The organism is Pseudomonas sp. R4-34-07 (genome assembly GCF_003852375.1).
In the GTDB taxonomy this organism is placed as follows: domain Bacteria; phylum Pseudomonadota; class Gammaproteobacteria; order Pseudomonadales; family Pseudomonadaceae; genus Aquipseudomonas.
Window position 1 is genome coordinate 4724272 of sequence record NZ_CP027760.1, and the last position, 20156, is coordinate 4744427.

17 protein-coding genes and 2 tRNA genes are annotated in these 20156 nt (G+C 60.2%); 6 read left to right on the plus strand and 13 right to left on the minus strand.

Features of this window, described 5'->3' with window-relative positions:
* Positions 1-116: 116 nt before the first annotated feature.
* Entirely contained in the window at positions 117-1175 is a 1059-nt protein-coding gene (gene dinB, locus C4J85_RS21765; RefSeq protein ID WP_124371739.1) for a DNA polymerase IV, read from the minus strand.
* A 278-nt stretch (positions 1176-1453) separates the two neighbouring features.
* Between dinB and C4J85_RS21770 the strand changes: the two genes are divergently transcribed.
* The 4 genes from C4J85_RS21770 (at position 1454) to C4J85_RS21785 (ending at position 6079) form a co-directional block, all read left to right on the plus strand.
* Positions 1454-1530: transfer RNA gene (locus C4J85_RS21770), tRNA-Met, on the plus strand.
* A 270-nt stretch (positions 1531-1800) separates the two neighbouring features.
* Positions 1801-1877, plus strand: a tRNA-Met gene (locus tag C4J85_RS21775).
* A gap of 279 nt (positions 1878-2156) precedes the next feature.
* Positions 2157-4799 (plus strand): bifunctional lysylphosphatidylglycerol flippase/synthetase MprF, encoded by a 2643-nt coding sequence (mprF, locus tag C4J85_RS21780; RefSeq protein WP_124368224.1) that lies wholly within the window; start codon positions 2157-2159, stop codon positions 4797-4799.
* Complete coding sequence (locus C4J85_RS21785) at positions 4799-6079, plus strand: virulence factor family protein (RefSeq protein ID WP_124410686.1); 1281 nt, start codon at positions 4799-4801, stop codon at positions 6077-6079. The genes mprF and C4J85_RS21785 overlap by 1 nt, the downstream gene beginning before the upstream one ends.
* Positions 6080-6225: 146 nt before the next feature.
* Here C4J85_RS21785 and recJ read toward each other — a convergent pair whose 3' ends face one another.
* From recJ to C4J85_RS21800, 3 genes are all read right to left on the minus strand, one after another.
* Positions 6226-7935 (minus strand): single-stranded-DNA-specific exonuclease RecJ, encoded by a 1710-nt coding sequence (recJ, locus tag C4J85_RS21790; protein WP_124368226.1) that lies wholly within the window; start codon positions 7933-7935, stop codon positions 6226-6228.
* Positions 7936-8094: 159 nt separating this feature from the next.
* Complete coding sequence (locus C4J85_RS21795) at positions 8095-8637, minus strand: YaeQ family protein (protein WP_124368227.1); 543 nt, start codon at positions 8635-8637, stop codon at positions 8095-8097.
* A 280-nt stretch (positions 8638-8917) separates the two neighbouring features.
* Positions 8918-9202: a DUF3509 domain-containing protein gene (locus C4J85_RS21800; protein WP_124364253.1), complete on the minus strand. Its 285-nt coding sequence runs from the start codon at positions 9200-9202 to the stop codon at positions 8918-8920.
* Positions 9203-9515: 313 nt separating this feature from the next.
* Here C4J85_RS21800 and C4J85_RS21805 point away from each other — a divergent pair, with 313 nt between their 5' ends.
* Entirely contained in the window at positions 9516-9716 is a 201-nt protein-coding gene (locus C4J85_RS21805; RefSeq protein WP_057723913.1) for a hypothetical protein, read from the plus strand.
* Between the two features lie 87 nt (positions 9717-9803).
* Here the strand turns inward: C4J85_RS21805 and thrC are convergent, their stop codons facing one another.
* The 4 genes from thrC to xerD all read right to left on the minus strand — a co-directional run bounded on the left by thrC (position 9804) and on the right by xerD (position 14482).
* A complete protein-coding gene (gene thrC / locus C4J85_RS21810; protein WP_124410687.1) occupies positions 9804-11213 on the minus strand; it encodes a threonine synthase in 1410 nt (469 codons plus the stop codon).
* A gap of 66 nt (positions 11214-11279) precedes the next feature.
* Complete coding sequence (locus C4J85_RS21815) at positions 11280-12584, minus strand: homoserine dehydrogenase (protein WP_124368230.1); 1305 nt, start codon at positions 12582-12584, stop codon at positions 11280-11282.
* 129 nt (positions 12585-12713) lie between these two features.
* Positions 12714-13445 (minus strand): thioredoxin fold domain-containing protein, encoded by a 732-nt coding sequence (locus tag C4J85_RS21820; protein WP_057723916.1) that lies wholly within the window; start codon positions 13443-13445, stop codon positions 12714-12716.
* A gap of 140 nt (positions 13446-13585) precedes the next feature.
* Positions 13586-14482, minus strand: a complete 897-nt coding sequence (gene xerD / locus C4J85_RS21825) for a site-specific tyrosine recombinase XerD (protein ID WP_124368231.1) — start codon at positions 14480-14482, stop codon at positions 13586-13588.
* A 108-nt stretch (positions 14483-14590) separates the two neighbouring features.
* Here xerD and C4J85_RS21830 point away from each other — a divergent pair, with 108 nt between their 5' ends.
* On the plus strand, positions 14591-16390 hold the full coding sequence (locus C4J85_RS21830) for a sodium:proton antiporter (RefSeq protein WP_124368232.1): 1800 nt from the start codon (positions 14591-14593) through the stop codon (positions 16388-16390).
* A gap of 75 nt (positions 16391-16465) precedes the next feature.
* Here the strand turns inward: C4J85_RS21830 and rplS are convergent, their stop codons facing one another.
* From rplS to ffh, 5 genes are all read right to left on the minus strand, one after another.
* Positions 16466-16816, minus strand: a complete 351-nt coding sequence (gene rplS / locus C4J85_RS21835) for a 50S ribosomal protein L19 (RefSeq protein WP_003175895.1) — start codon at positions 16814-16816, stop codon at positions 16466-16468.
* A 45-nt stretch (positions 16817-16861) separates the two neighbouring features.
* A complete protein-coding gene (gene trmD, locus C4J85_RS21840) occupies positions 16862-17635 on the minus strand; it encodes a tRNA (guanosine(37)-N1)-methyltransferase TrmD (protein ID WP_177412756.1) in 774 nt (257 codons plus the stop codon).
* Positions 17617-18153 (minus strand): ribosome maturation factor RimM, encoded by a 537-nt coding sequence (rimM, locus tag C4J85_RS21845; RefSeq protein WP_124364258.1) that lies wholly within the window; start codon positions 18151-18153, stop codon positions 17617-17619. Before rimM ends, trmD begins: the two co-directional genes overlap by 19 nt.
* A 5-nt stretch (positions 18154-18158) precedes the next feature.
* Complete coding sequence (gene rpsP / locus C4J85_RS21850; protein ID WP_003175899.1) at positions 18159-18410, minus strand: 30S ribosomal protein S16; 252 nt, start codon at positions 18408-18410, stop codon at positions 18159-18161.
* A gap of 252 nt (positions 18411-18662) precedes the next feature.
* Positions 18663-20039, minus strand: coding sequence for a signal recognition particle protein (gene ffh / locus C4J85_RS21855; protein WP_124364259.1), 1377 nt, complete (start codon positions 20037-20039; stop codon positions 18663-18665).
* Positions 20040-20156: the final 117 nt, after the last annotated feature.

Consider the following 20156-nt stretch of genomic DNA (forward strand, 5'->3'; position numbering starts at 1 on the left):
TGTGAAGATCCAAATGTGGGAGGGGGCTTGCTCCCGATTGCAGTGTGTCAGTCAGTACATCTGGCACTGAAACACCGCCATCGGGAGCAAGCCCCCTCCCACATTTGCTCCGGCGTCTACCAGGAAAACTCGAGCTGTTCGTTACCGCTACTCAAATCCAGCAACCTCACCCCAATCCCCAACAACCGCACCGGCTTCCCACCCCGGTTGAACGCCTGGGTCATCAGCTGTTGATAACTCTCCAGGTCCCGCCCTGCCCCGGCCTGCTCCAAAGTGGTCTGGGTAAAGTCATGAAACTTGACCTTCACGAACGGCTTGCCCGCCCGGTAGCTGCTGTCGATACGCGCCATGCGCCCGGCCAGGGTGTCCATGAGTTCGGGCAGTTTTGCCAGGCAGCTTGAAAGATCCGGCAAGTCCACATCGTAGGTATTTTCCACGCTGATCGATTGCCGCCGGCTGTCGTTCTGCACCACGCGGTCATCGATCCCACGGGCGAGGCTCCAGAGGCGCTCACCAAAACTGCCGAATTCGCGCACCAGCGCCAGCTTGTTCCACTCCCGCAATTGCAGGCAATCTTCAATGCCCAGGCGCGCCAGCTTGTCGGCAGTGACCTTGCCGACCCCATGCAACTTACTCACCCGCAACTGGGAGACGAAATCTTCGACCTGGTCCGGGGTAATCACAAACAGGCCGTTGGGTTTTTTCCAGTCGCTGGCGATCTTGGCCAGAAACTTGTTGGGCGCCACGCCGGCAGACACGGTGATGTGCAATTGATTGGAGACACGCCGGCGAATGTCCTGGGCGATGCGCGTGGCACTGCCGCCAAAGTGCGGGCTATCGGATACGTCGAGGTAGGCCTCATCCAGCGATAACGGCTCGATCAAATCGGTGTAGTCGCGAAAGATCGTCTGGATTTCCTTCGACGCTTCTTTATAGGCATCCATGCGCGGCTTGACGATTGTCAGGTCCGGGCACAACTTCAACGCGTGACGGGATGACATCGCCGAGCGCACCCCGTACGCCCGCGCTTCGTAATTGCACGTGGCGATCACCCCCCGCCGGTCTGCCGAGCCGCCGACAGCCAAGGGTTTTTGCGCCAGGCTCGGGTCGTCGCGCATCTCGATGGCGGCGTAGAAGCAATCACAGTCGACGTGGATGATTTTGCGCTGCGTCATATAAACGGGGTGTGGACCAACGGATGGCCAGTATCGCATTCACCCCTGTATATAGCACCAGTAGTTTGAATCTTCTGCCTGAGCGGTACGAAATATCGCAGATGAATTTGTTTTCTCAATCGAATTCGGCCCTCCAATAGAGCTGAAAGCCTCGGCCCGACTGGCTCCGCGCCCCTACCAAGCTCGCCTTGGAGAGCTAAGCGATTGAACCACAAGCGCTTTTCTTCTATTTTCGGGTTGACACACTCGCGATCCTCTGTAGAATGCCGACACACAGACGCGGGATGGAGCAGTCTGGTAGCTCGTCGGGCTCATAACCCGAAGGTCGTCGGTTCAAATCCGGCTCCCGCAACCAAACATCAAAAAAGGCTACTCGAAAGAGTGGCCTTTTTTGTGCGCGCCTGTTTTACCTCCCCTCCTGTAGGAGCGAGCTTGCTCGCGAAAAACTTCAACACACCGCTGGCTACCTGAAGCGCTGCGTTATCGTTGACGCCTTTCGCGAGCAAGCTCGTTCCTACAATGAAAGTGGCAAGGCCTTGATTTTGAATAAATCACCGTTAATTTGAGCCATCGACTCATTAACGGTTGACACCTCGTCGCTGGACTGTAGAATGCCGCCCACAGACGCGGGATGGAGCAGTCTGGTAGCTCGTCGGGCTCATAACCCGAAGGTCGTCGGTTCAAATCCGGCTCCCGCAACCAAACATCAAAAAAGGCTACTCGAAAGAGTGGCCTTTTTTGTATCCGATGAAAAAGTTCTTCTGAAACAATGGCATGGCATCTTTCATGAAACCGTAGACGGTTTGCAGAGTCCATCCCATTGCACGCTATGCTCGATGCTCAAGCGCTACCTTCTACGACCAATGGCCGCAGTCGCCCCACTCGGTGATCCGCGTTAATATTTGTAATTATTTTGTCCATAGGGATTGGTAACTTGGCTGGATACCTCCATCCTGTCGCGCACAATCCACGAGGTGATTGATGCGCGCCAACTCGTCTGAACCACATGACACTGTCACAGCGGAACAACCGATCGCTCCCACCCGTTTGCGTTGGCTGGATCTGTTGAGCAAATATCGTCAGCCCATCGGCCTGGCCGTTACGTTGCTGCTGTTTGCAATTGCCCTGATCGCCTGCCGACACCTGTTGTTGGAACTCGACCTCTACGCGCTCCACGACTCGATCCTGGAGGTGCCTAAACCGGCCTTGCTCGGCGCGTTTGCCGCAGCGGTGGCCGGCTTCATCATTCTGTTGGGCTATGAATTTTCCGGCGCACGTTACGCTGGCGTGAAACTGCCGGCCAAGACCCTGGCCCTGGGCGGCTTCACTGCCTTTGCCATCGGCAACGCCATCGGCCTGTCGATGCTCTCGGGCGGCTCGGTGCGCTACCGTTTATATGCACGCCACGGCATTGGTGCGTCGGAAGTCGCCCACATGACCGTGTTCGCCAGCCTGGCGCTGGGCTGCGCGCTGCCGCCACTGGCCGCGTTGGCCACGCTGAGCAACCTGCCGGCGGCATCGACCTACCTGCATTTACCGCAGAGCCTGCTGGGCGGTGTCGCCGGTGCGGTGCTGCTGTTGTCGGCCATGCTGTGCATCGGTATCTATCGCCGTCGCCTGCCGGAACAACCCTATCCGGATAACCTGCTGGTCAAGGCCGGGCGCCGCACCCTGCGCCTGCCTGGCCGTCGCCTGACGTTCCTGCAACTGGTCATCACCGCGCTGGACGTCGCCGCCGCAGCCGCTGTCCTTTATATGCTGCTGCCCGAAGCACCGCCTTTCGGCCCGTTCCTGTTGGTGTACCTGCTGGCCCTGGCCGCCGGCGTGCTCAGCCATGTACCGGGAGGCGTGGGGGTCTTCGAGGCGATCCTGCTGGCGGCCTTCGCCGACAAACTCGGCGCTGCGCCACTGGCTGCCGCCCTGTTGCTGTACCGGATGATCTACGTGGTGTTGCCGCTGTTGATCGCCTGTATCTTCCTGCTGATCAACGAGGCCCAGCGCCTGTTCCAGACTCAGCAGAGCCTGCGCGTCGCCTCCGGCCTTGCGGCACCGGTGCTGGCCGTACTGGTTTTTTTGTCCGGCGTGGTCCTGCTGTTTTCCGGCGCCACGCCGGAGATCGATTCACGCCTGGAAAACATCGGCTTCCTGATTCCCCACCGCCTGATTGATGCGTCGCACTTCGGTGCCAGCCTGATCGGCGTGCTGTGCCTATTGCTGGCCCAAGGCCTGCGTCGACGTTTGTCAGCCGCCTGGATGCTGACCATGGTGCTGCTGCTGGTCGGCGCCCTGCTCTCACTGCTCAAGGGCTTCGACTGGGAAGAAGCCAGCCTGATGACCATGACCGCCGTGCTGCTGGCGATCTTCCGGCGCTCGTTCTACCGCGCCAGCCGCTTGACCGAACTGCCGTTCTCGCCGCTGTACCTGGTCGCCAGCGTCTGCGTGCTGGGCGCGTCGATCTGGCTGTTGCTGTTTGCCTATCAAGATGTGCCTTACAGCCACCAACTCTGGTGGCAATTCACCCTCGATGCCAACGCCCCGCGCGGCTTGCGCTCGTTGCTCGGCGCCGCCGTATTGCTGGTGATCGTGTCGCTGACCTGGCTGCTGCGGACCGCGCGCCCGGTGATCCACCTGCCGACCCCGGATGAGCTGGAACGCGCCAGCAAGATCCTGATGGCCTCTTCCCAACCCGACGGCGGCCTGGCGCTGACCGGCGACAAGGCGTTGCTGTTCCACCCCAACGATGAAGCCTTCCTGATGTACGCCCGTCGCGGGCGCAGCCTGGTGGCGTTGTATGATCCAATCGGCCCGACTCAACCGCGCGCCGAGATGATCTGGCAGTTCCGCGACCTGTGCGACATTCACCACGCACGCCCGGTGTTCTATCAGGTACGCGCCGAGAACCTGCCGTACTACATGGATATCGGCCTCACTGCGATCAAGCTGGGCGAAGAAGCCCGCGTCGACCTGAAACGCTTTGACCTGGAAGCCAAGGGCAAAGAGATGAAGGATTTGCGCTACACCTGGAACCGTGGCACCCGGGACGGCCTGTCACTGGAGATCTGCGAGCCGGGCACGGCGCCGATGGATGAATTAAAAGTTATCTCGGACGCCTGGCTTACCGGTAAGAATGTGCGTGAAAAAGGCTTCTCCCTGGGCCGCTTCAGCGACGACTACCTCAAGCACTTTCGGATTGCGATCATCCGCTTCGAAGGGCGCCCGGTGGCCTTTGCCAACCTGCTCGAGACGTACAACCATGACCTGGCCAGTCTCGACCTGATGCGCGCCCACCCGGACGCGCCGAAGCTGACCATGGAGTTCATGATGGTCGGCCTGATTCAACATTATAAAAACCACGGCTACGCCCGCTTCAGCCTCGGCATGGTGCCGTTGTCGGGCCTGCAGCCACGGCGTGGCGCGCCACTGACCCAACGCTTGGGCTCGATGGTGTTCCGCCGTGGCGAGCAACTGTATAACTTTCAAGGTTTGCGCCGCTTCAAAGACAAGTTCCAGCCTGACTGGGAACCCCGTTATATGGCCGTGCCCGCAGGACTTGATCCGCTGGTGGCACTGGCCGACACCGCCGCCCTGATCGCGGGCGGCTTGACTGGATTGGTGAAACGCTGATGATTCGACGCTCCTGGCGGTATGTATTGGCCTTCGTTGTGCTGCTCGCGCTGATCCTGGGCGGCGGCTATTGGTACTGGAACCGCCCTGCCCCACAACCGACCCTGGAGCAGTTGCCCCAGGCCGACGGTTCGACGATGACCCGCGTGACCCCGGCCGGCACCGCCAAAGCCCGCGTGGCGGTGGCAGTGATGGCCGACGAAACCCTCACCGACAGCCAGCTGATCGCCCTGAGCCAGGGCGGCTCGGCGCAGATCGTGCAAGTGGTGCTGCCTAAAGATGACTGCGCCCTGCAGGAGAAGGCGCTGCAAAGCGCCCTGGGCCAACTCAAAGGCCCGGCGACCCTGGTCAGCGGCATCGGCCCTGGCGCGGCGCTCGCCTGGCGCTGGCTGGCCACACAGACCGACGACAAGGCCAATGCCATCTCCGTCGGCTTCGCCCTGAAACAGGAAGGCTGCAACGACCCGCTGCCGAAAACCGCCGCCCATGGCAACTGGCTGGTGGCGTGGAACGACAACCCTGACGATGAAAGCGCCAGTTTCGTACGCGACACACCGCGTGCCACCACCAGCATCAGCGACTACGACATTCATTACCCGCAAGTGCTGAACAACGAGCTGCGCAAGCAACTGGTAGGTTCGGACAACGGCGGCCTGGCGATTCCGGTGGTGGAAGTGCCGGCAGGCCAGGCCAAGGACACCGTGACCCTGTTCCTCTCCGGTGACGGCGGCTGGCGTGACCTGGACCGCGACGTGGCCGGCGAGATGGCAAAGATCGGCTACCCGGTGGTCGGCATCGACACCCTGCGCTATTACTGGCAGCACAAGACCCCGGAACAAAGCGCCAAGGACCTTACCGAGCTGATGCAGCACTACCGGCAGAAATGGGGCACCAAGCGCTTCGTGCTGACCGGTTATTCGTTTGGCGCCGACGTGCTGCCGGCCATCTACAACCGCATGCCGGCAAACGAGCAGCAAAGGGTCGACGCAATCATCCTGCTGGCCTTCGCCCGCACCGGCAGCTTTGAGATCGAAGTGGAAGGCTGGCTGGGCAACGCCGGCAAAGAAGCCGCGACCGGCCCGGAAATGGCCAAGCTGCCAGCCGACAAAGTGGTGTGCATCTACGGCGCCGAGGAAGTCGACGAGAGTGGCTGCACCGACAAGACCGCCGTGGGCGAAGCCATCAAGCTGCCCGGCGGGCATCACTTCGATGAGAACTATCCGGCGCTGGCCAAGCGGCTGGTGGATATCATCGTCAAGCACCAAGCCAAAGCCGAGTAAGCAGTACACAAAACCAAATGTGGGAGGGGCGGTGCGACGATTCGACTTGCTCCCGATAGCGGTGGATCAGTCATATGAACAGTGACTGACACTCCGCCATCGGGAGCAAGCCCCCTCCCACATTTGTATCCCGGTGTCAGTTGGATCTAACGCGGTTCGATATGCGCAATCATCAACTGCACCGTTTCATTCCCGCGATACTCATTCACGTCCAGCTTGTAGGCCAACTCCACCCAACGCACCGTCGGGTTCGGCCAGACTTCACGGTCGACCCCAAACGCAATGCCATCGAGCTTCACCGAGCCACATTCGCTCTTGAGCACCACCTTCAAGTGCCGTTCGCCGACCACCCGCTGCTCCACCAACTGGAACACGCCGTGAAACAATGGCTCGGGAAAGTGCTGCCCCCACGGGCCGGCATGGCGCAGTGCGCGGGCCAACTCCAGGTGAAACTCTTCCACCGCCAGGGTGCCGTCGGAGAGCAGCCGACCGGTGAGGTCTTCTTCGCGCAGTTGCCGACGCACTTCGGCATCGAAGGCTTGCGCAAATAACGGAAAATTCGCTTCGGGCAGGGTCAGGCCAGCCGCCATCGCATGACCACCGTACTTGGCAATCAGGCTGGGATGCTGGCTGGCAACCACCGCCAGCGCGTCACGGATATGAAAGCCCTGTACTGAACGCCCAGAGCCCTTGAGCAGGCCATCACCGGCATCGGCAAAGGCGATGGTGGGACGGAAATAGCGCTCTTTCATGCGCGACGCCAGAATCCCGATCACCCCTTGGTGCCACTCCGGATCGAACAGGCACAAGCCGTACGGCATCGATTCGACCGGCAAATCCTTGAGCTGGGCCAGGGCTTCGCGCTGCATGCCTTGCTCGATGGATTTGCGGTCCTGGTTCATGCCATCCAGTTGCGCGGCCATTTCCCGTGCGGCGGCAATGTCCGTGGTGAGCAGGCATTCGATGCCCAGGCTCATGTCATCCAGGCGCCCGGCCGCATTCAGGCGCGGGCCAAGGATAAAGCCGAGGTCGGTGGAGGTGATACGGGCATGGTCGCGCTTGGCCACTTCAAGGATCGCCTTGATCCCCGGGCGCGCCCGACCGGCACGAATACGTTCCAGGCCCTGATGGACGAGGATGCGGTTGTTGGCGTCCAGCGGCACCACGTCGGCAACGCTGCCCAGGGCCACCAGGTCGAGCAACTCACCAATGTTCGGCTGCGGGCTGTTGTCGTACCAGCCCAGACTGCGCAAGCGCGCGCGCAGGGCCATCAACACGTAGAAGATCACGCCGACACCGGCCAGCGCCTTGCTGGGGAAGGTACAGCCCGGCTGGTTCGGATTGACGATCGCGTCCGCCGCCGGCAGTTCATCGCCCGGCAAGTGGTGATCCGTCACCAGCACCTTCAACCCCGCCGCCTTCGCCGCCGCCACGCCCTCGACGCTGGAGATGCCGTTATCCACGGTGATCAGCAACTGCGGCTCGCGCTGCAGCGCCACCGCCACGATCTCCGGCGTCAGGCCGTAGCCATATTCGAAGCGGTTGGGCACCAGGTAATCGACGTGGGCCGCACCGAGCAAACGCAGGCCCAGTGTGCCGACGGTACTGGCGGTGGCGCCGTCGGCATCGAAGTCACCGACGATCAGGATGCGCTGGCGCTGCTCCAGCGCCGTGACCAGCAGGTCGACAGCGGCATCAATGCCCTTGAGCTGCTGATAGGGAATCAACCGCGCCAGGCTCTTGTCCAGCTCGGCTTCCGATTGCACCCCGCGCGCGGCGTAGAGACGGGTCAGCAGCGGTGGCAATTCACCGAGGAAAGGCAGGACGGCAGGCAAGGGACGGGGTTCGATACGCATACGGTGGGGATAACTTCTCTACTGATACAAGGGTTAAACGACAATTCAAAATTCAACAAAGATCAAATGTGGGAGGGGGCTTGCTCCCGATAGCTGAGTGTCAGTCAATGATGTTGTGACTGATCCAACGCTATCGGGAGCAAGCCCCCTCCCACATGTTCAATCACGTCCGCCAACCAGCCATTCCAGTTGCACTTCATGCTGGCCACGGTCATCGGTGACGAAAATCGTGCCTTCGCTGATCATCACATCCCACTTGATTACGCGCGGCATGTCCTTGGCCAGCACCTCCAGAATCTCCTGGGGCACGGCAGCGATGTGCACGTTTTTCAGGTTTTTCGCCACCGGCACGACCTTGCCTTCCCACACGCGCAGGCTGCCATACGCCAGCAGGCTGGTACGTTCGGTACGGCGCGAGCACCAGGTCAGGCGGTCGGCATCCGGCTGGCCGACTTCGATCCAGTGCAACACCCGGTCATCCAGGCTCTTTTCCCACAGGGCCGGCTCGTCGACGTCCGACAAGCCACGGCCGAACGCCAATTGCTCGTTGTACCAGAGGGCGTAGGCCAGCAGGCGCACGGTCATGCGTTCTTCGGTTTCCGAAGGGTGGCGGGCGATGGTCTGCTTGACGCTCTCGTACACCGAACGGTCAAGGTCGGTGAGGTTGAGTTCGAATTTGTAGGTCGTGGACGGCTGGGCCATGAACGGGCTTCTAGGACAAGGAAAGGCGACCAGTCTAACCGATGGCGAGGTCATTCAACGAATACTGCGCGCCAGCCATGACCCGTTTGCGTTCGCAGGGCGCGCTGTGCCAAATCCCAGGCAAAAAGAAACCCCGAGGAGTGGGGAGACAACTCGGGGTTAAACGTGATCTACAAAGACCAGTACAACAAGCCACAAACACCGGAGCACAATGTTTGCTCTTGCTGTTACAAACTCTGACCGGCCGTGTTGTAGGAAGTTTCGAAGGATAAATAATTCTTCATGCGCAGACCGGGTTTCGTGTCATGGCGGCATTTCGCAAGGCTGCGATGACCGAGGGCTCGAGTCGACCTTCAGCGATTTTCAAATCGCGCAGCAGACAATCCACCACATCCACCAGCGCGCGCTTGTCGGTCAGCTGAGCGCGGTTGACTTCGCGCTCGACCATGATGGCGCCGCCGGGGTTCTTCACGGTCACCAGGCATTCGCCCTGCACACCAGAGGTGGTCAGCGTAACCAGATAAGGGCTCAGTGCTTCTTCGAGCAATAGGCTGATACTTTCCATCTCGATCACCACTCAATAGTTCGGGAACAATCGTTTCAACGGGTGCTGCATCTCTCCTAAGTGACTGGTCGTAACGTAGGAAAGTTCGCTTTTTCGTCTTTCAAGGGTTGTGCGGGGATGACGTATCCAGCATGCGCTTGCAACATGACAGGTAAAAAACGGCAGCACATAACTGCTTACGCAATGGGTTGCGGTTTTGGGGTAAGCCGAGCGCGCAGGCGAGGAGTGAATCCTATACTCGGGTGAGCGCTGTTCACCCTGCCGTGCGGGCAGAGTGCATGTCATGAGACCCTTATCACGAAGGATGAAGAGGATGCTGGAACACAATGAACAACAAGCGTCGATCGAGAAAATTCACGCGGACATATCACGCATCTATGCCGAACAACGCAAGTTCAATGCTGAAGTCCACAAGATAACCCGTGAGATCTTCTGGTACCCCGTGGGCATCGCAATAGGCTTCTTTACGGCTGTTGGCACGGTAATGGCGCTGGCCCATAAGCTACTCACGTAGATGATATTACTGGCGGGCCTGCCAGAAACAAAAAAACGCCGCTGACCCTGGGAAGGGAAAGCGGCGTTTTTGTCTATGCGGTGCGCCTTACAGCGGCTTACCCCGATTGCCATGCTGGCTGACAAACGCCTGCACCGCCTTCAGGTCGTTGGCCAACACCGTGTAACGCTCTTCCCGTTCGAACAGATCAGTCAGGTGCTTGGGCAGCTCCAAGGCCTTGCCGACACCGGCCTGCTCCACCGCTTCCGGGAATTTGACCGGGTGCGCGGTGCCCAGGATCACCATCGGGATATCCAGGCTGCGACGGCACTCGCGGGCGGCCTTCACACCGATGGCGGTGTGCGGGTCGAGCAGCTCGCCGGTCTGGGCGTAGACTTCAGAGATGGTTTCGCACGTCTGCGCGTCGTCCACTGCCAAGGAGTCGAACAGCTTGCGGGTTTCGGTCCAGCGCTCTTGCTCGACGCTGAAACCGCCACCTTGCTTGAAGCTGTTCATCAGCTCGGCCAGCGCCGCGCCATTGCGACCGTGCATGTCGAACAGCAGGCGTTCGAAGTTCGACGAGACCATGATGTCCATCGACGGCGACAGGGTGGCGTGCAGGGTTTCCTTGATGTACTGGTTGCCGCTCATGAAGCGGTGCAGGATGTCGTTGCGGTTGGTCGCGACGATCAACTGATTGATCGGCAGGCCCATGTTGCGTGCCAGGTAGCCGGCGAAGATATCGCCGAAGTTGCCGGTCGGCACCGAGAACGACACCGAACGCGCCGGCCCGCCCAGCTGCAGGGAAGCGTGGAAGTAGTAGACGATCTGGGCCATGATCCGCGCCCAGTTGATCGAATTCACCGCCACCAGGCGGGTGCCTTTGAGGAAGCTCTGGTCGGCGAAGCTGTTCTTGACCATTTCCTGGCAGTCATCGAAGTTGCCGTCGATGGCGATGTTGTGGATGTTTTCACCAAACAGGGTGGTCATCTGGCGACGCTGCACTTCCGACACACGCTTGTGTGGGTGCAGGATGAATATGTCGACGTTTTCGCAGTGCTTGCACCCTTCGATGGCCGCCGAGCCGGTGTCGCCGGAGGTGGCGCCGATGATCACCACGCGCTCGCCGCGTTTCTCCAGCACGTAGTCCAGCAGGCGACCGAGCAATTGCAGGGCAAAGTCCTTGAACGCCAAGGTGGGGCCGTGGAACAGCTCAAGCACCCATTCGTTGCCGTTCAGCTGGCGCAGGGGCGCGATGGCGCTGTGGGAAAATACGCCGTAGGTTTCTTCCAGGATCTTCTTGAAGTCCGCATCCGGAATGCTGCCGGTGACGAACGGGCGCATCACCCGGAACGCCAGTTCGTGGTACGGCAGGCCGGCCCAGGAAGCGATTTCTTCCTGGGTGAAGCGCGGCAGGTTTTCCGGCACGTACAGGCCGCCGTCGGTGGCAAGGCCTGCCAGCAGAACGTCTTCGAAATTCAGGGCCGGTGCCTGGCCGCGGGTGCTGATGTAACGCATGACTGGCTCCTCTAAAACATTCTCGAACAGGGGCCGCCGAACGCTCGGGGCCCCTGGAACAATCGGTTAGTTCAAGTGCTCGACGCGGATACGAACGACCGGGCCCACTACACCTTGCAAGGCTTCCAGTGCAGCGATGGCATCGTTGATATGCTGCTCGAGCACGCGATGGGTCAGCAGGATCATCGGCACCTGGCCGTTCTGCTCCTCGACTTCCTTCTGCATGATCGATTCGATGTTGATGCCGCGCTCCGACAGGATGCTGGCCACCTGGGCCAACACGCCCGGATGATCCTGGGCCTGGATGCGCAGGTAGTAGGCACTTTCGCAGGCTTCGATCGGCAGGATCGGGTGGGCCGACAGCGAATCCGGCTGGAAGGCCAGGTGCGGCACGCGGTTTTCCGGGTCGCTGGTCATGGCGCGAACCACGTCCACCAGGTCGGCGATCACCGATGAAGCGGTCGGCTCCATGCCGGCGCCGGCGCCGTAGAACAGCGTGGAACCGGCGGCGTCACCGTTGACCATCACCGCGTTCATCACGCCATTGACGTTGGCGATCAGGCGGTCGGCCGGGATCAGTGTCGGGTGCACACGCAATTCGATACCGGCCGGGGTGCTGCGCGCCACACCGAGGTGCTTGATGCGATAGCCCAGGGCTTCGGCGTAGTTCACGTCGGCGGTGGTCAGCTTGGTGATGCCTTCGGTGTAGGCCTTGTCGAACTGCAGCGGAATACCAAAGGCAATGGACGCCAGGATGGTCAGCTTATGGGCCGCATCGATGCCTTCCACGTCAAAGGTCGGGTCGGCTTCGGCGTAACCCAGGGCCTGGGCTTCGGCCAACACGTCTTCGAAGGTACGGCCCTTCTCGCGCATTTCGGTGAGGATGAAGTTACCGGTGCCGTTGATGATGCCGGCCACCCAGTTGATGCGGTTGGCGGACAGGCCTTCACGGATCGCCTTGATCACCGGAATGCCACCGGCCACCGCCGCTTCGAAGGCCACGATCACGCCCTTCTCACGTGCCCTGGCGAAGATCTCGTTGCCGTGCACGGCGATCAGCGCCTTGTTGGCGGTGACCACGTGCTTGCCGTTGTCGATGGCCATTAGCACCAGCTCGCGGGCCACGGTGTAGCCGCCCACCAGCTCGATGACGATATCGATTTCAGGGTTGGTGGCCACGGCGAACACATCGTGGGTAATCGCAATACCGGTCGTTTCGAACTGAGGCTTTGGCGAACGCGTGGCAATCTGCGCCACTTCAATCTCGCGCCCTGCACGGCGGGAAATTTCTTCAGCGTTACGCTGAAGTACGTTGAAGGTGCCGCCACCGACGGTCCCTAACCCACAGATGCCTACTTTGACCGGTTTCACTGAAGAACTCCCCATGAAACGGCCGACTCAAGGTCGGCCGTGGAACACAGCCGCACAACTGCGGCTCTCAATTAATGACCCGCCGACGGTTCGGCGGGCCATGCTCGTCAAAGGCTCGACGATAAATGCTTACTTGGCACCCAGTGCCAGTTTGGCAACTTGTGGTGCCGGCTGGTAGCCCGGAATTACCTGGCCGTCGGCCAAAACGATGGCCGGTGTGCCGTTCACACCGATGGACTGGCCCAGGGCGAACTGCTTGGAAACCGGGTTGGCGCATTTGGCCGCCTTGATTTCCTTGCCGTCGACCATCTTGTCCATGGCCGCCTTCTTGTCGGCCGAGCACCAGACCGCTTGCAACTGCTCATCACCCGGCGAGCCCAGGCCCTGGCGCGGGAACGCGACGTAGCGCACTTCCACCCCCAGCTTGTTCAGCGCAGGCACTTCGGCGTGCAGCTTGTGGCAGTACGGGCAGGTGGTGTCGGTGAACACCGTGATGTGGGTCTTGGTTTCACCGATGGCCGGGTACACCACGGTTTCAGCCACGGGAATACCGTTGATCAGCTTCGACACGCCAAGGCGCTCGGCTTTCTCGGTCAGGTTGACCGGCTTGCCGTCCTTGAGCTGGAACAGGTAGCCCTGAACGATGTACTGGCCGTCGGCACTGGCGTACAGCACGCGGCTGCCCTTGAGCTTGACTTCATACAGGCCGGCCATCGGGCTGGCGCTGATGCTTTCGATGGGAGTGTCGAGCTGCAGGTTGACCAGACTCTTGCGAATGGCCTGCTCGGCTGCGTCATCAGCGACGGCAAAGGTGGAAACCAACGCAATGGCTGCGGCGGCAATAATCTGGGTCAAGCGCATGGGAACTCCTGAAGGCAGATGCAGGGACGGTGCAGGTACGCCGATTGGAAAATGGGGGTGTGACCGTCGCCTTTGCGAACCGACAAAGCCTACCACAGTTGGGCCGCAGGGCAGCCCGTGGCAGGGTAAATTGGGATTTTTCAGCCGCGCGGATGGTGCTTGGCGTGCATATCCTGCAAGCGCGCCCGCGCGACATGGGTGTAAATCTGCGTGGTGGACAGGTCACTGTGCCCGAGCAGCATCTGCACGACACGCAAATCCGCGCCATGGTTGAGCAAGTGCGTGGCGAATGCATGGCGCAGAGTGTGCGGCGACAGCGTCTTGCCGATCCCGGCGACCTTGGCCTGATGCTTGATGCGGTGCCAGAAGGTCTGGCGGGTCATCTGCTCGCCGCGCAGGCTGGGGAACAGCACATCACTGGGGCGGCCACCGAGCAATTCGTTACGCGCATCGCGCATGTAACGCTCGACCCACACAATCGCTTCCTCACCCATCGGCACCAGGCGCTCCTTGCTGCCCTTGCCCATCACCCGCAACACACCCTGGCGCAAGTTGACCTGCTCCAGGGTCAGGCTGATCAACTCGGTCACCCGCAGCCCGCAGGCGTAGAGCACTTCGAGCATGGCGCGATCGCGCTGGCCGATGGCTTCACTGAGATCGGGAGCGGCCAACAGGGCCTCCACGTCAGTTTCCGACAAAGATTTAGGAAGAGGCCTACCTAATTGCGGCATATCGACTTGTAGAGTTGGATCGATCGCGATGAGTTTTTCACGCAACAGATAGCGATAAAAGCCGCGCACACCGGAGAGAAATCTCGCAGTGGATCGCGGCTTGTAATGTTGCTCGAGGCGCCAGGCCAAGTGATCGAGGATCAGCTCTCGCCCGGCATTGATCAACTCCAGGTTTTTCTCCTGCAACCAACCGTTGAACAGGGCCAGGTCGCTGCGGTAAGCCTGGCGAGTGTTGTCCGAGAGGCCTTTTTCCAACCAAAGGGCGTCAAGGAAGCGGTCGATCAGCGGGTGGTCAATGGCAGGCATGGTTACTCAGGCGACGCGGCAAGGGGCTTGGCGCCATTTTATTTAGTGAACTGTGGCAAGGGCCACCAGTCTTTCATAGCCCGCTACTTCTAGGAACAGGAAGCTTTAATGAACGAACAACAGATCTTGTTGGCTTTCGGCGGTATCGGTGTGGCCGCGCTCGGCTGCCAATGGCTGGCCTGGCGCCTGAAGTTGCCGGCGATTCTGTTTCTGTTATTGAGCGGAATTCTGGCGGGGCCGGTACTCGGCTGGCTCGACCCGCAGGAAATGTTCGGCCCATTGCTGATGCCATTGGTGTCGCTGGCCGTCGCATTGATCCTGTTTGAGGGTAGCCTGACGCTGCATCTGTCGGAATGGAAGGAAATCGGCAGCGTGGTGCACCGACTGGTGACCCTTGGCGCACTGACGACCTGGGCGGTGATCACCCTGGCAACCCACTGGCTGTTGGGTTTCGACTGGCTGCTGGCGCTGCTGTTCGGCACCCTGACGCTGGTCACAGGCCCGACCGTCATCGTGCCGATGTTGCGCGTGGTACGCCCCAAGGCGTCCATTGCCAACATCCTGCGCTGGGAAGGCATTGTCATCGACCCCATCGGTGCGCTACTGGCCGTGGTGGTCTACAGCTTTATCATCGCCAGTGCTTCGGGCGATGGCCTGAGTCACAGCCTGCTGACCTTTGGCGGCGTCATCCTCTGCGGCAGCCTGTTCGGGATTGTCGGGGGCTGGGTGCTGGGCCTGGTCATGCGCCGCCAGTGGTTGCCGGAATACCTGCATAATCTGGCCACCCTGGCGGCGGTGCTGGGGGTGTTCATCGCCTCCAATCAGGTCATGCATGAGTCCGGCCTGCTGGCGGTGACCCTGATGGGCATGTGGATGGCCAACATGAAGGGGGTGGACGTGCGTCACATCCTGCACTTCAAGGAGAACCTCAGCGTACTGTTGATTTCCGGCTTGTTTATTCTGTTGGCGGCGCGCCTGGACCTGAACGCATTGATTGCCCTGGGGCCGTTCGTACTGATTCTGCTGCTGATCATTCAGTTCATTGCGCGCCCGCTGAACGTTGCAGTGTCGACCGTCGGCTCGAAACTGAACTGGCGCGAGCGCGCACTGCTGGCCTGGATCGCCCCGCGCGGGATTGTGGCCGCGGCGGTGTCGGCCATTTTTGCGATTCGCCTGGATGAGGCCGGCCACGAAGGTGCGTTGTTGCTGGTGCCGCTGACATTTGCGGTGATTATCGGCACGGTGGTGCTGCAAAGCGCGACTGCGCGTCCTCTGGCCCGCTTGCTGAAAGTAGCCGAGCCCGCGCCAAGCGGCTTTCTGATCGTCGGTGCGAACGGCCCGGCACGCATCCTCGGCAAAGCCCTGCAACAGCTTGGCAGCCGAGTGCTGCTGACCGATTCGAGCTGGGAAAACATTCGGGCCAGCCGCATGGAAGGGCTGCCGACCTACTTCGGCAACCCGGCATCACAGCATGCCGAGTCGCATCTGGACCTGGTCGGTCTCGGGCATTTGCTCGCGCTTTCCCCTTCCGGCGAGTTGAATGCGTTGGCCACCATGCGCTTTCGTCATGACTTCGGGCATCGCCTGTTCGCCTTGGCCAACAGCCAGGAAAGCCGTCGCACCGACAAGCACCGGGCCAGCGGCGAGCATCGCGGGCACTTGCTGGGCAGTCAGCCGCTGAGCTACACCAAGCTTGCCAGCCTGTTGGGGCAAGGCGCCGAACTGTATACCACCCACCTGACCGATGGGTTTGGCTGGAGCGATTATCAGGCACTGCACGGGGAACGGGCGACACTGCTGTTTGCCCGCGATAGCAGCGGCTGGGTGCATGTGGTCACGCCAGAGAGCGATATGAAACCGCTGGCGGGATGGACATTACTGGCAGTCATTCAGCCTGGTCAGGCCTAGCAGGGCGCACTGCACAAATCGCAGGCACAAAAAAGCAGCCCGTAGGCTGCTTCTTTCTGCATCGGGAAGCTGGACTTAAGCCAGTTTTTCCTTGATGCGAGCTGCTTTACCGGACAGGTCACGCAGGTAGTACAGCTTGGCTTTGCGTACGTCACCGCGACGTTTCACAGCCATGCTGTCGATCTGCGGGCTGTAGGTCTGGAAAGTACGCTCTACGCCAACACCGTTGGAGATTTTACGAACAGTGAAAGCACTGTTCACACCACGGTTACGCTTGGCGATTACCACGCCTTCGAACGCTTGCAGACGCGAACGGTCGCCTTCCTTCACTTTCACCTGAACGACAATGGTGTCGCCCGGGGCAAAGGTAGGGATCTCTTTGGTCATCTGCTCTGCTTCGAGTGCAAGGATGATTTTGTTAGTCATGCTGTGCTCCTAAGGTAAGTCAATGGACCTACCATCGATACGTTGTTAACTATCGTCCCGCGCGAGGATGTATTCCTCGAGCAGCTTCTTCTCTTCTCCAGAAAGCGAGCGGCTTTCCAGAAGATCGGCGCGTCGTTCATAGGTCCGACCAAGGGACTGCTGTAAACGCCAACGCCGGATGTGTGCGTGATTGCCACTTAGCAATACGTCGGGAACACGCTGATCCGCATACACCTCCGGACGGGTGTAGTGCGGGCAATCCAGCAAACCATCCGTGAAGGAATCTTCCTCCGCAGAGTCCGCATGCCCTAAAGCTCCAGGCAGCAGTCGTGTAACCGCATCTATCAGGACCATCGCCGGCAGCTCACCGCCAGACAGGACATAGTCCCCAATCGACCACTCTTCATCGACATGAGCTTCAATAAACCGCTCGTCAATGCCTTCATAGCGGCCGGCAATCAGGATCAGTGCTTCCTCATTTGCCAGTTCGCGTACCGCAGCCTGTTTCAGCTGACGGCCTTGAGGGGACAGGTAAATTACCTTCGCCTTCTCCCCGGCGGCGGCCTTGGCCTCAACCAACGCGTCTTCCAGGGGCTTGATCTTCATCACCATGCCCGGGCCACCGCCAAATGGGCGATCGTCCACAGTGTGATGCCGATCCGTCGTGTAGTCTCGCGGGTTCCAACAGGTAAGCTGCAACAGCCCCTGCTTCACCGCCCGACTGGTGATGCCGTACTCGCTGATGGCGGAAAACATCTCGGGAAACAAACTGATCACTTCAATGCGCAAAGTAGCCACGCTTAGAAGTCCGCGTCCCATTCCACCTTCATCTCGCCCGCTGCCAGGTCGACGGCCAACACGCACTGCCCGGTATAGGGCAACAGGCGTTCGCGATCATCCAGGCTGCCAGCGCAAGGCTTGACCACCATTACATCATTGGCGCCAGTTTCCAGAAGATGATCGATTTTCCCCAGCAATTGCCCGAGTTGATCAATAACCTTCAGACCTTCCAGCTGGTACCAGTAGTACTCGCCGTCGGTCAATTCAGGGAACAGGTTGCGCGGCACGCAGATCTCATAACCGGCCAGAAGACGCGCTTCTTCACGGTCATCAAGACCCTTGAGCTTTGCGACCAGGAACTTGTCGTTCCCGCGTCCACTGACCAGCTCGACCTGTTTCACACTACCTTCGCGCTTGAGCGTCCAGGTTTTGTACTGCAACAGGTTTTCAGTCGGATCAGTAAAGGAATACACCTTCACTTCGCCGCGAACGCCATGAACAGAGTAAATCTTGCCGATAACGATCAAATCATCAGCAACAGCTGGCGTCGCGTTCATATTGCTCAGGCTGCGGCCTTAGCCGAGTCCTTCAACAACTTTGCAACGCGCTCGGATGGCTGTGCACCCACGCTCAGCCAGTAGGCTACGCGCTCTTGGTTCACGGACAGACGAACTTCTTGACCACGAGCAACAGGGTTGAAGAAACCAACCTGTTCCTTGTGCGAACCGTCGCGCGGGTTGCGGCTGTCGGTTACGGTCAAGTGGTAAAACGGGCGCTTTTTGGAGCCGCCAAGGGCAAGACGGATTGTTAGCATGTGAACATCGTTCCTGTAGTCGGTGCTGCAAATCTAAATGCACAGCGGGCATAGGTGCCCGAAAGGCCGCATATTCTAAGGAATATCCGGACTTTTGCAAATGTCTTTTTCTGGCGCCTATCAGCGTGCCATTCAGATCTGCTATAGAGCCGTCGGTTAAAACGGCAAGTCAGCGCCCGCCAACGGCGGGTTTGCTGGAGATCCCACATCCCTGTGGGTCGGAGCGCAAGCGAAGGCTTGCGCTCGAATACTTTACATTTTCGGCATACCGCCGCCGGGCAACATACCGCCCATGCCGCGCATCATCTTGGCCATACCGCCCTTGGCGGAGAACTTCTTCATCATCTTCTGCATCTGCTTGTGCTGCTTGATCAAGCGACCGATGTCCTGCACCTGGGTGCCGGACCCCATGGCGATCCGACGCTTGCGCGAACCGCTGATCAGCTCAGGGTCGCGGCGCTCGGCCGGGGTCATGGAGTTGATGATGGCTTCCATCTGCTTGAACTGCTTCTCTGCCGCGCCCTGGGCGTTGCCCATTTGCGCCAGGTTCACGCCGCCGATGTTCGGCAGCTTGTCCATCAGGCCGCCGAGGCCGCCCATGTTCTTCATTTGCTGCAGCTGGTCGCGGAAGTCTTCGAGGTCGAAGCCCTTGCCCTTCTTCAGCTTTTTGGCCAGTTTGTCGGCCTTGTCTTTATCGAGCGTGGCTTCAGCCTGTTCGATCAGGCTGAGCACGTCGCCCATGCCGAGGATACGCGAGGCGATACGCTCCGGGTGGAACGGTTCGAGCGCTTCGCTCTTCTCGCCCATACCGATGAACTTGATCGGCTTGCCGGTGATGGCGCGTACCGACAGCGCGGCGCCGCCACGGGCGTCGCCGTCTACCTTGGTCAGGATCACGCCGGTCAGCGGCAGTGCGTCACCGAAGGCCTTGGCGGTGTTGGCGGCATCCTGGCCGGTCATGGCGTCGACCACGAACAGCGTCTCGACCGGGTTGATCGCGGCATGCAGCGCCTTGATCTCGCCCATCATCTCTTCATCGATGTGCAGGCGACCGGCGGTATCGACGATGACCACGTCGATGAATTTCAGCTTGGCTTCTTTAATAGCCGCAGTGGCGATATCAACCGGCTTCTGGCTCAGGTCCGACGGGAAGAAGGTCACGCCCACTTCGCCCGCGAGCATTTCCAGCTGCTTGATCGCGGCCGGACGGTAGACGTCGGCCGACACCACCATCACCGACTTCTTCTTGCGCTCTTTAAGGAAGCGCGCCAGCTTGCCGGCGGTGGTGGTCTTACCCGCGCCTTGCAGGCCGGCCATCAGCACAACGGCCGGTGGCACGGCGCTGAGGTTCAAATCTTCGTTGGCCGCGCCCATCAGGCTTTCGAGTTCGGCCTGGACGATCTTCACGAACGCCTGGCCCGGGGTCAGGCTGCGCGACACTTCAGTGCCGACCGCACGCTCCTTGACCGAGTTGACGAAGTCCTTCACCACCGGCAAGGCCACGTCGGCCTCCAGCAACGCCATGCGCACTTCACGCAGGGTGTCTTTAATATTGTCCTCGGTCAGCTTGGCCTTGCCGGTTACGTGGCGCAGCGTCTGCGAGAGACGGTCAGTCAAGTTTTCAAACATGCGCGATCCTTTCAGGCCCTATTCATCGAAATGCATTGGTAGACCGAGGTAATGGCGGCCCAGGCTGTGGTAAATCGCTATTAAAAACAGCGCTCGGCGAGCCTGCGGCGTGGGCAG

Bases quoted from the DNA above. Each gene is read 5' to 3' on its own strand.
- rplS (WP_003175895.1), bottom strand. From the start codon at position 16,816: ATGACTAACAAAATCATCCTTGCACTCGAAGCAGAGCAGATGACCAAA.
- C4J85_RS21820 (WP_057723916.1), bottom strand. From the start codon at position 13,445: ATGCGCTTGACCCAGATTATTGCCGCCGCAGCCATTGCGTTGGTTTCC.
- C4J85_RS21785 (WP_124410686.1), top strand. From the start codon at position 4,799: ATGATTCGACGCTCCTGGCGGTATGTATTGGCCTTCGTTGTGCTGCTC.
- C4J85_RS21800 (WP_124364253.1), bottom strand. From the start codon at position 9,202: ATGGAAAGTATCAGCCTATTGCTCGAAGAAGCACTGAGCCCTTATCTG.
- thrC (WP_124410687.1), bottom strand. From the start codon at position 11,213: ATGCGTTACATCAGCACCCGCGGCCAGGCACCGGCCCTGAATTTCGAA.
- rimM (WP_124364258.1), bottom strand. From the start codon at position 18,153: ATGAACGCGACGCCAGCTGTTGCTGATGATTTGATCGTTATCGGCAAG.
- ffh (WP_124364259.1), bottom strand. From the start codon at position 20,039: ATGTTTGAAAACTTGACTGACCGTCTCTCGCAGACGCTGCGCCACGTA.
- C4J85_RS21795 (WP_124368227.1), bottom strand. From the start codon at position 8,637: ATGGCCCAGCCGTCCACGACCTACAAATTCGAACTCAACCTCACCGAC.
- dinB (WP_124371739.1), bottom strand. From the start codon at position 1,175: ATGACGCAGCGCAAAATCATCCACGTCGACTGTGATTGCTTCTACGCC.
- C4J85_RS21830 (WP_124368232.1), top strand. From the start codon at position 14,591: ATGAACGAACAACAGATCTTGTTGGCTTTCGGCGGTATCGGTGTGGCC.
- rpsP (WP_003175899.1), bottom strand. From the start codon at position 18,410: ATGCTAACAATCCGTCTTGCCCTTGGCGGCTCCAAAAAGCGCCCGTTT.
- C4J85_RS21805 (WP_057723913.1), top strand. From the start codon at position 9,516: ATGCTGGAACACAATGAACAACAAGCGTCGATCGAGAAAATTCACGCG.
- mprF (WP_124368224.1), top strand. From the start codon at position 2,157: ATGCGCGCCAACTCGTCTGAACCACATGACACTGTCACAGCGGAACAA.
- trmD (WP_177412756.1), bottom strand. From the start codon at position 17,635: ATGGGACGCGGACTTCTAAGCGTGGCTACTTTGCGCATTGAAGTGATC.
- recJ (WP_124368226.1), bottom strand. From the start codon at position 7,935: ATGCGTATCGAACCCCGTCCCTTGCCTGCCGTCCTGCCTTTCCTCGGT.
- xerD (WP_124368231.1), bottom strand. From the start codon at position 14,482: ATGCCTGCCATTGACCACCCGCTGATCGACCGCTTCCTTGACGCCCTT.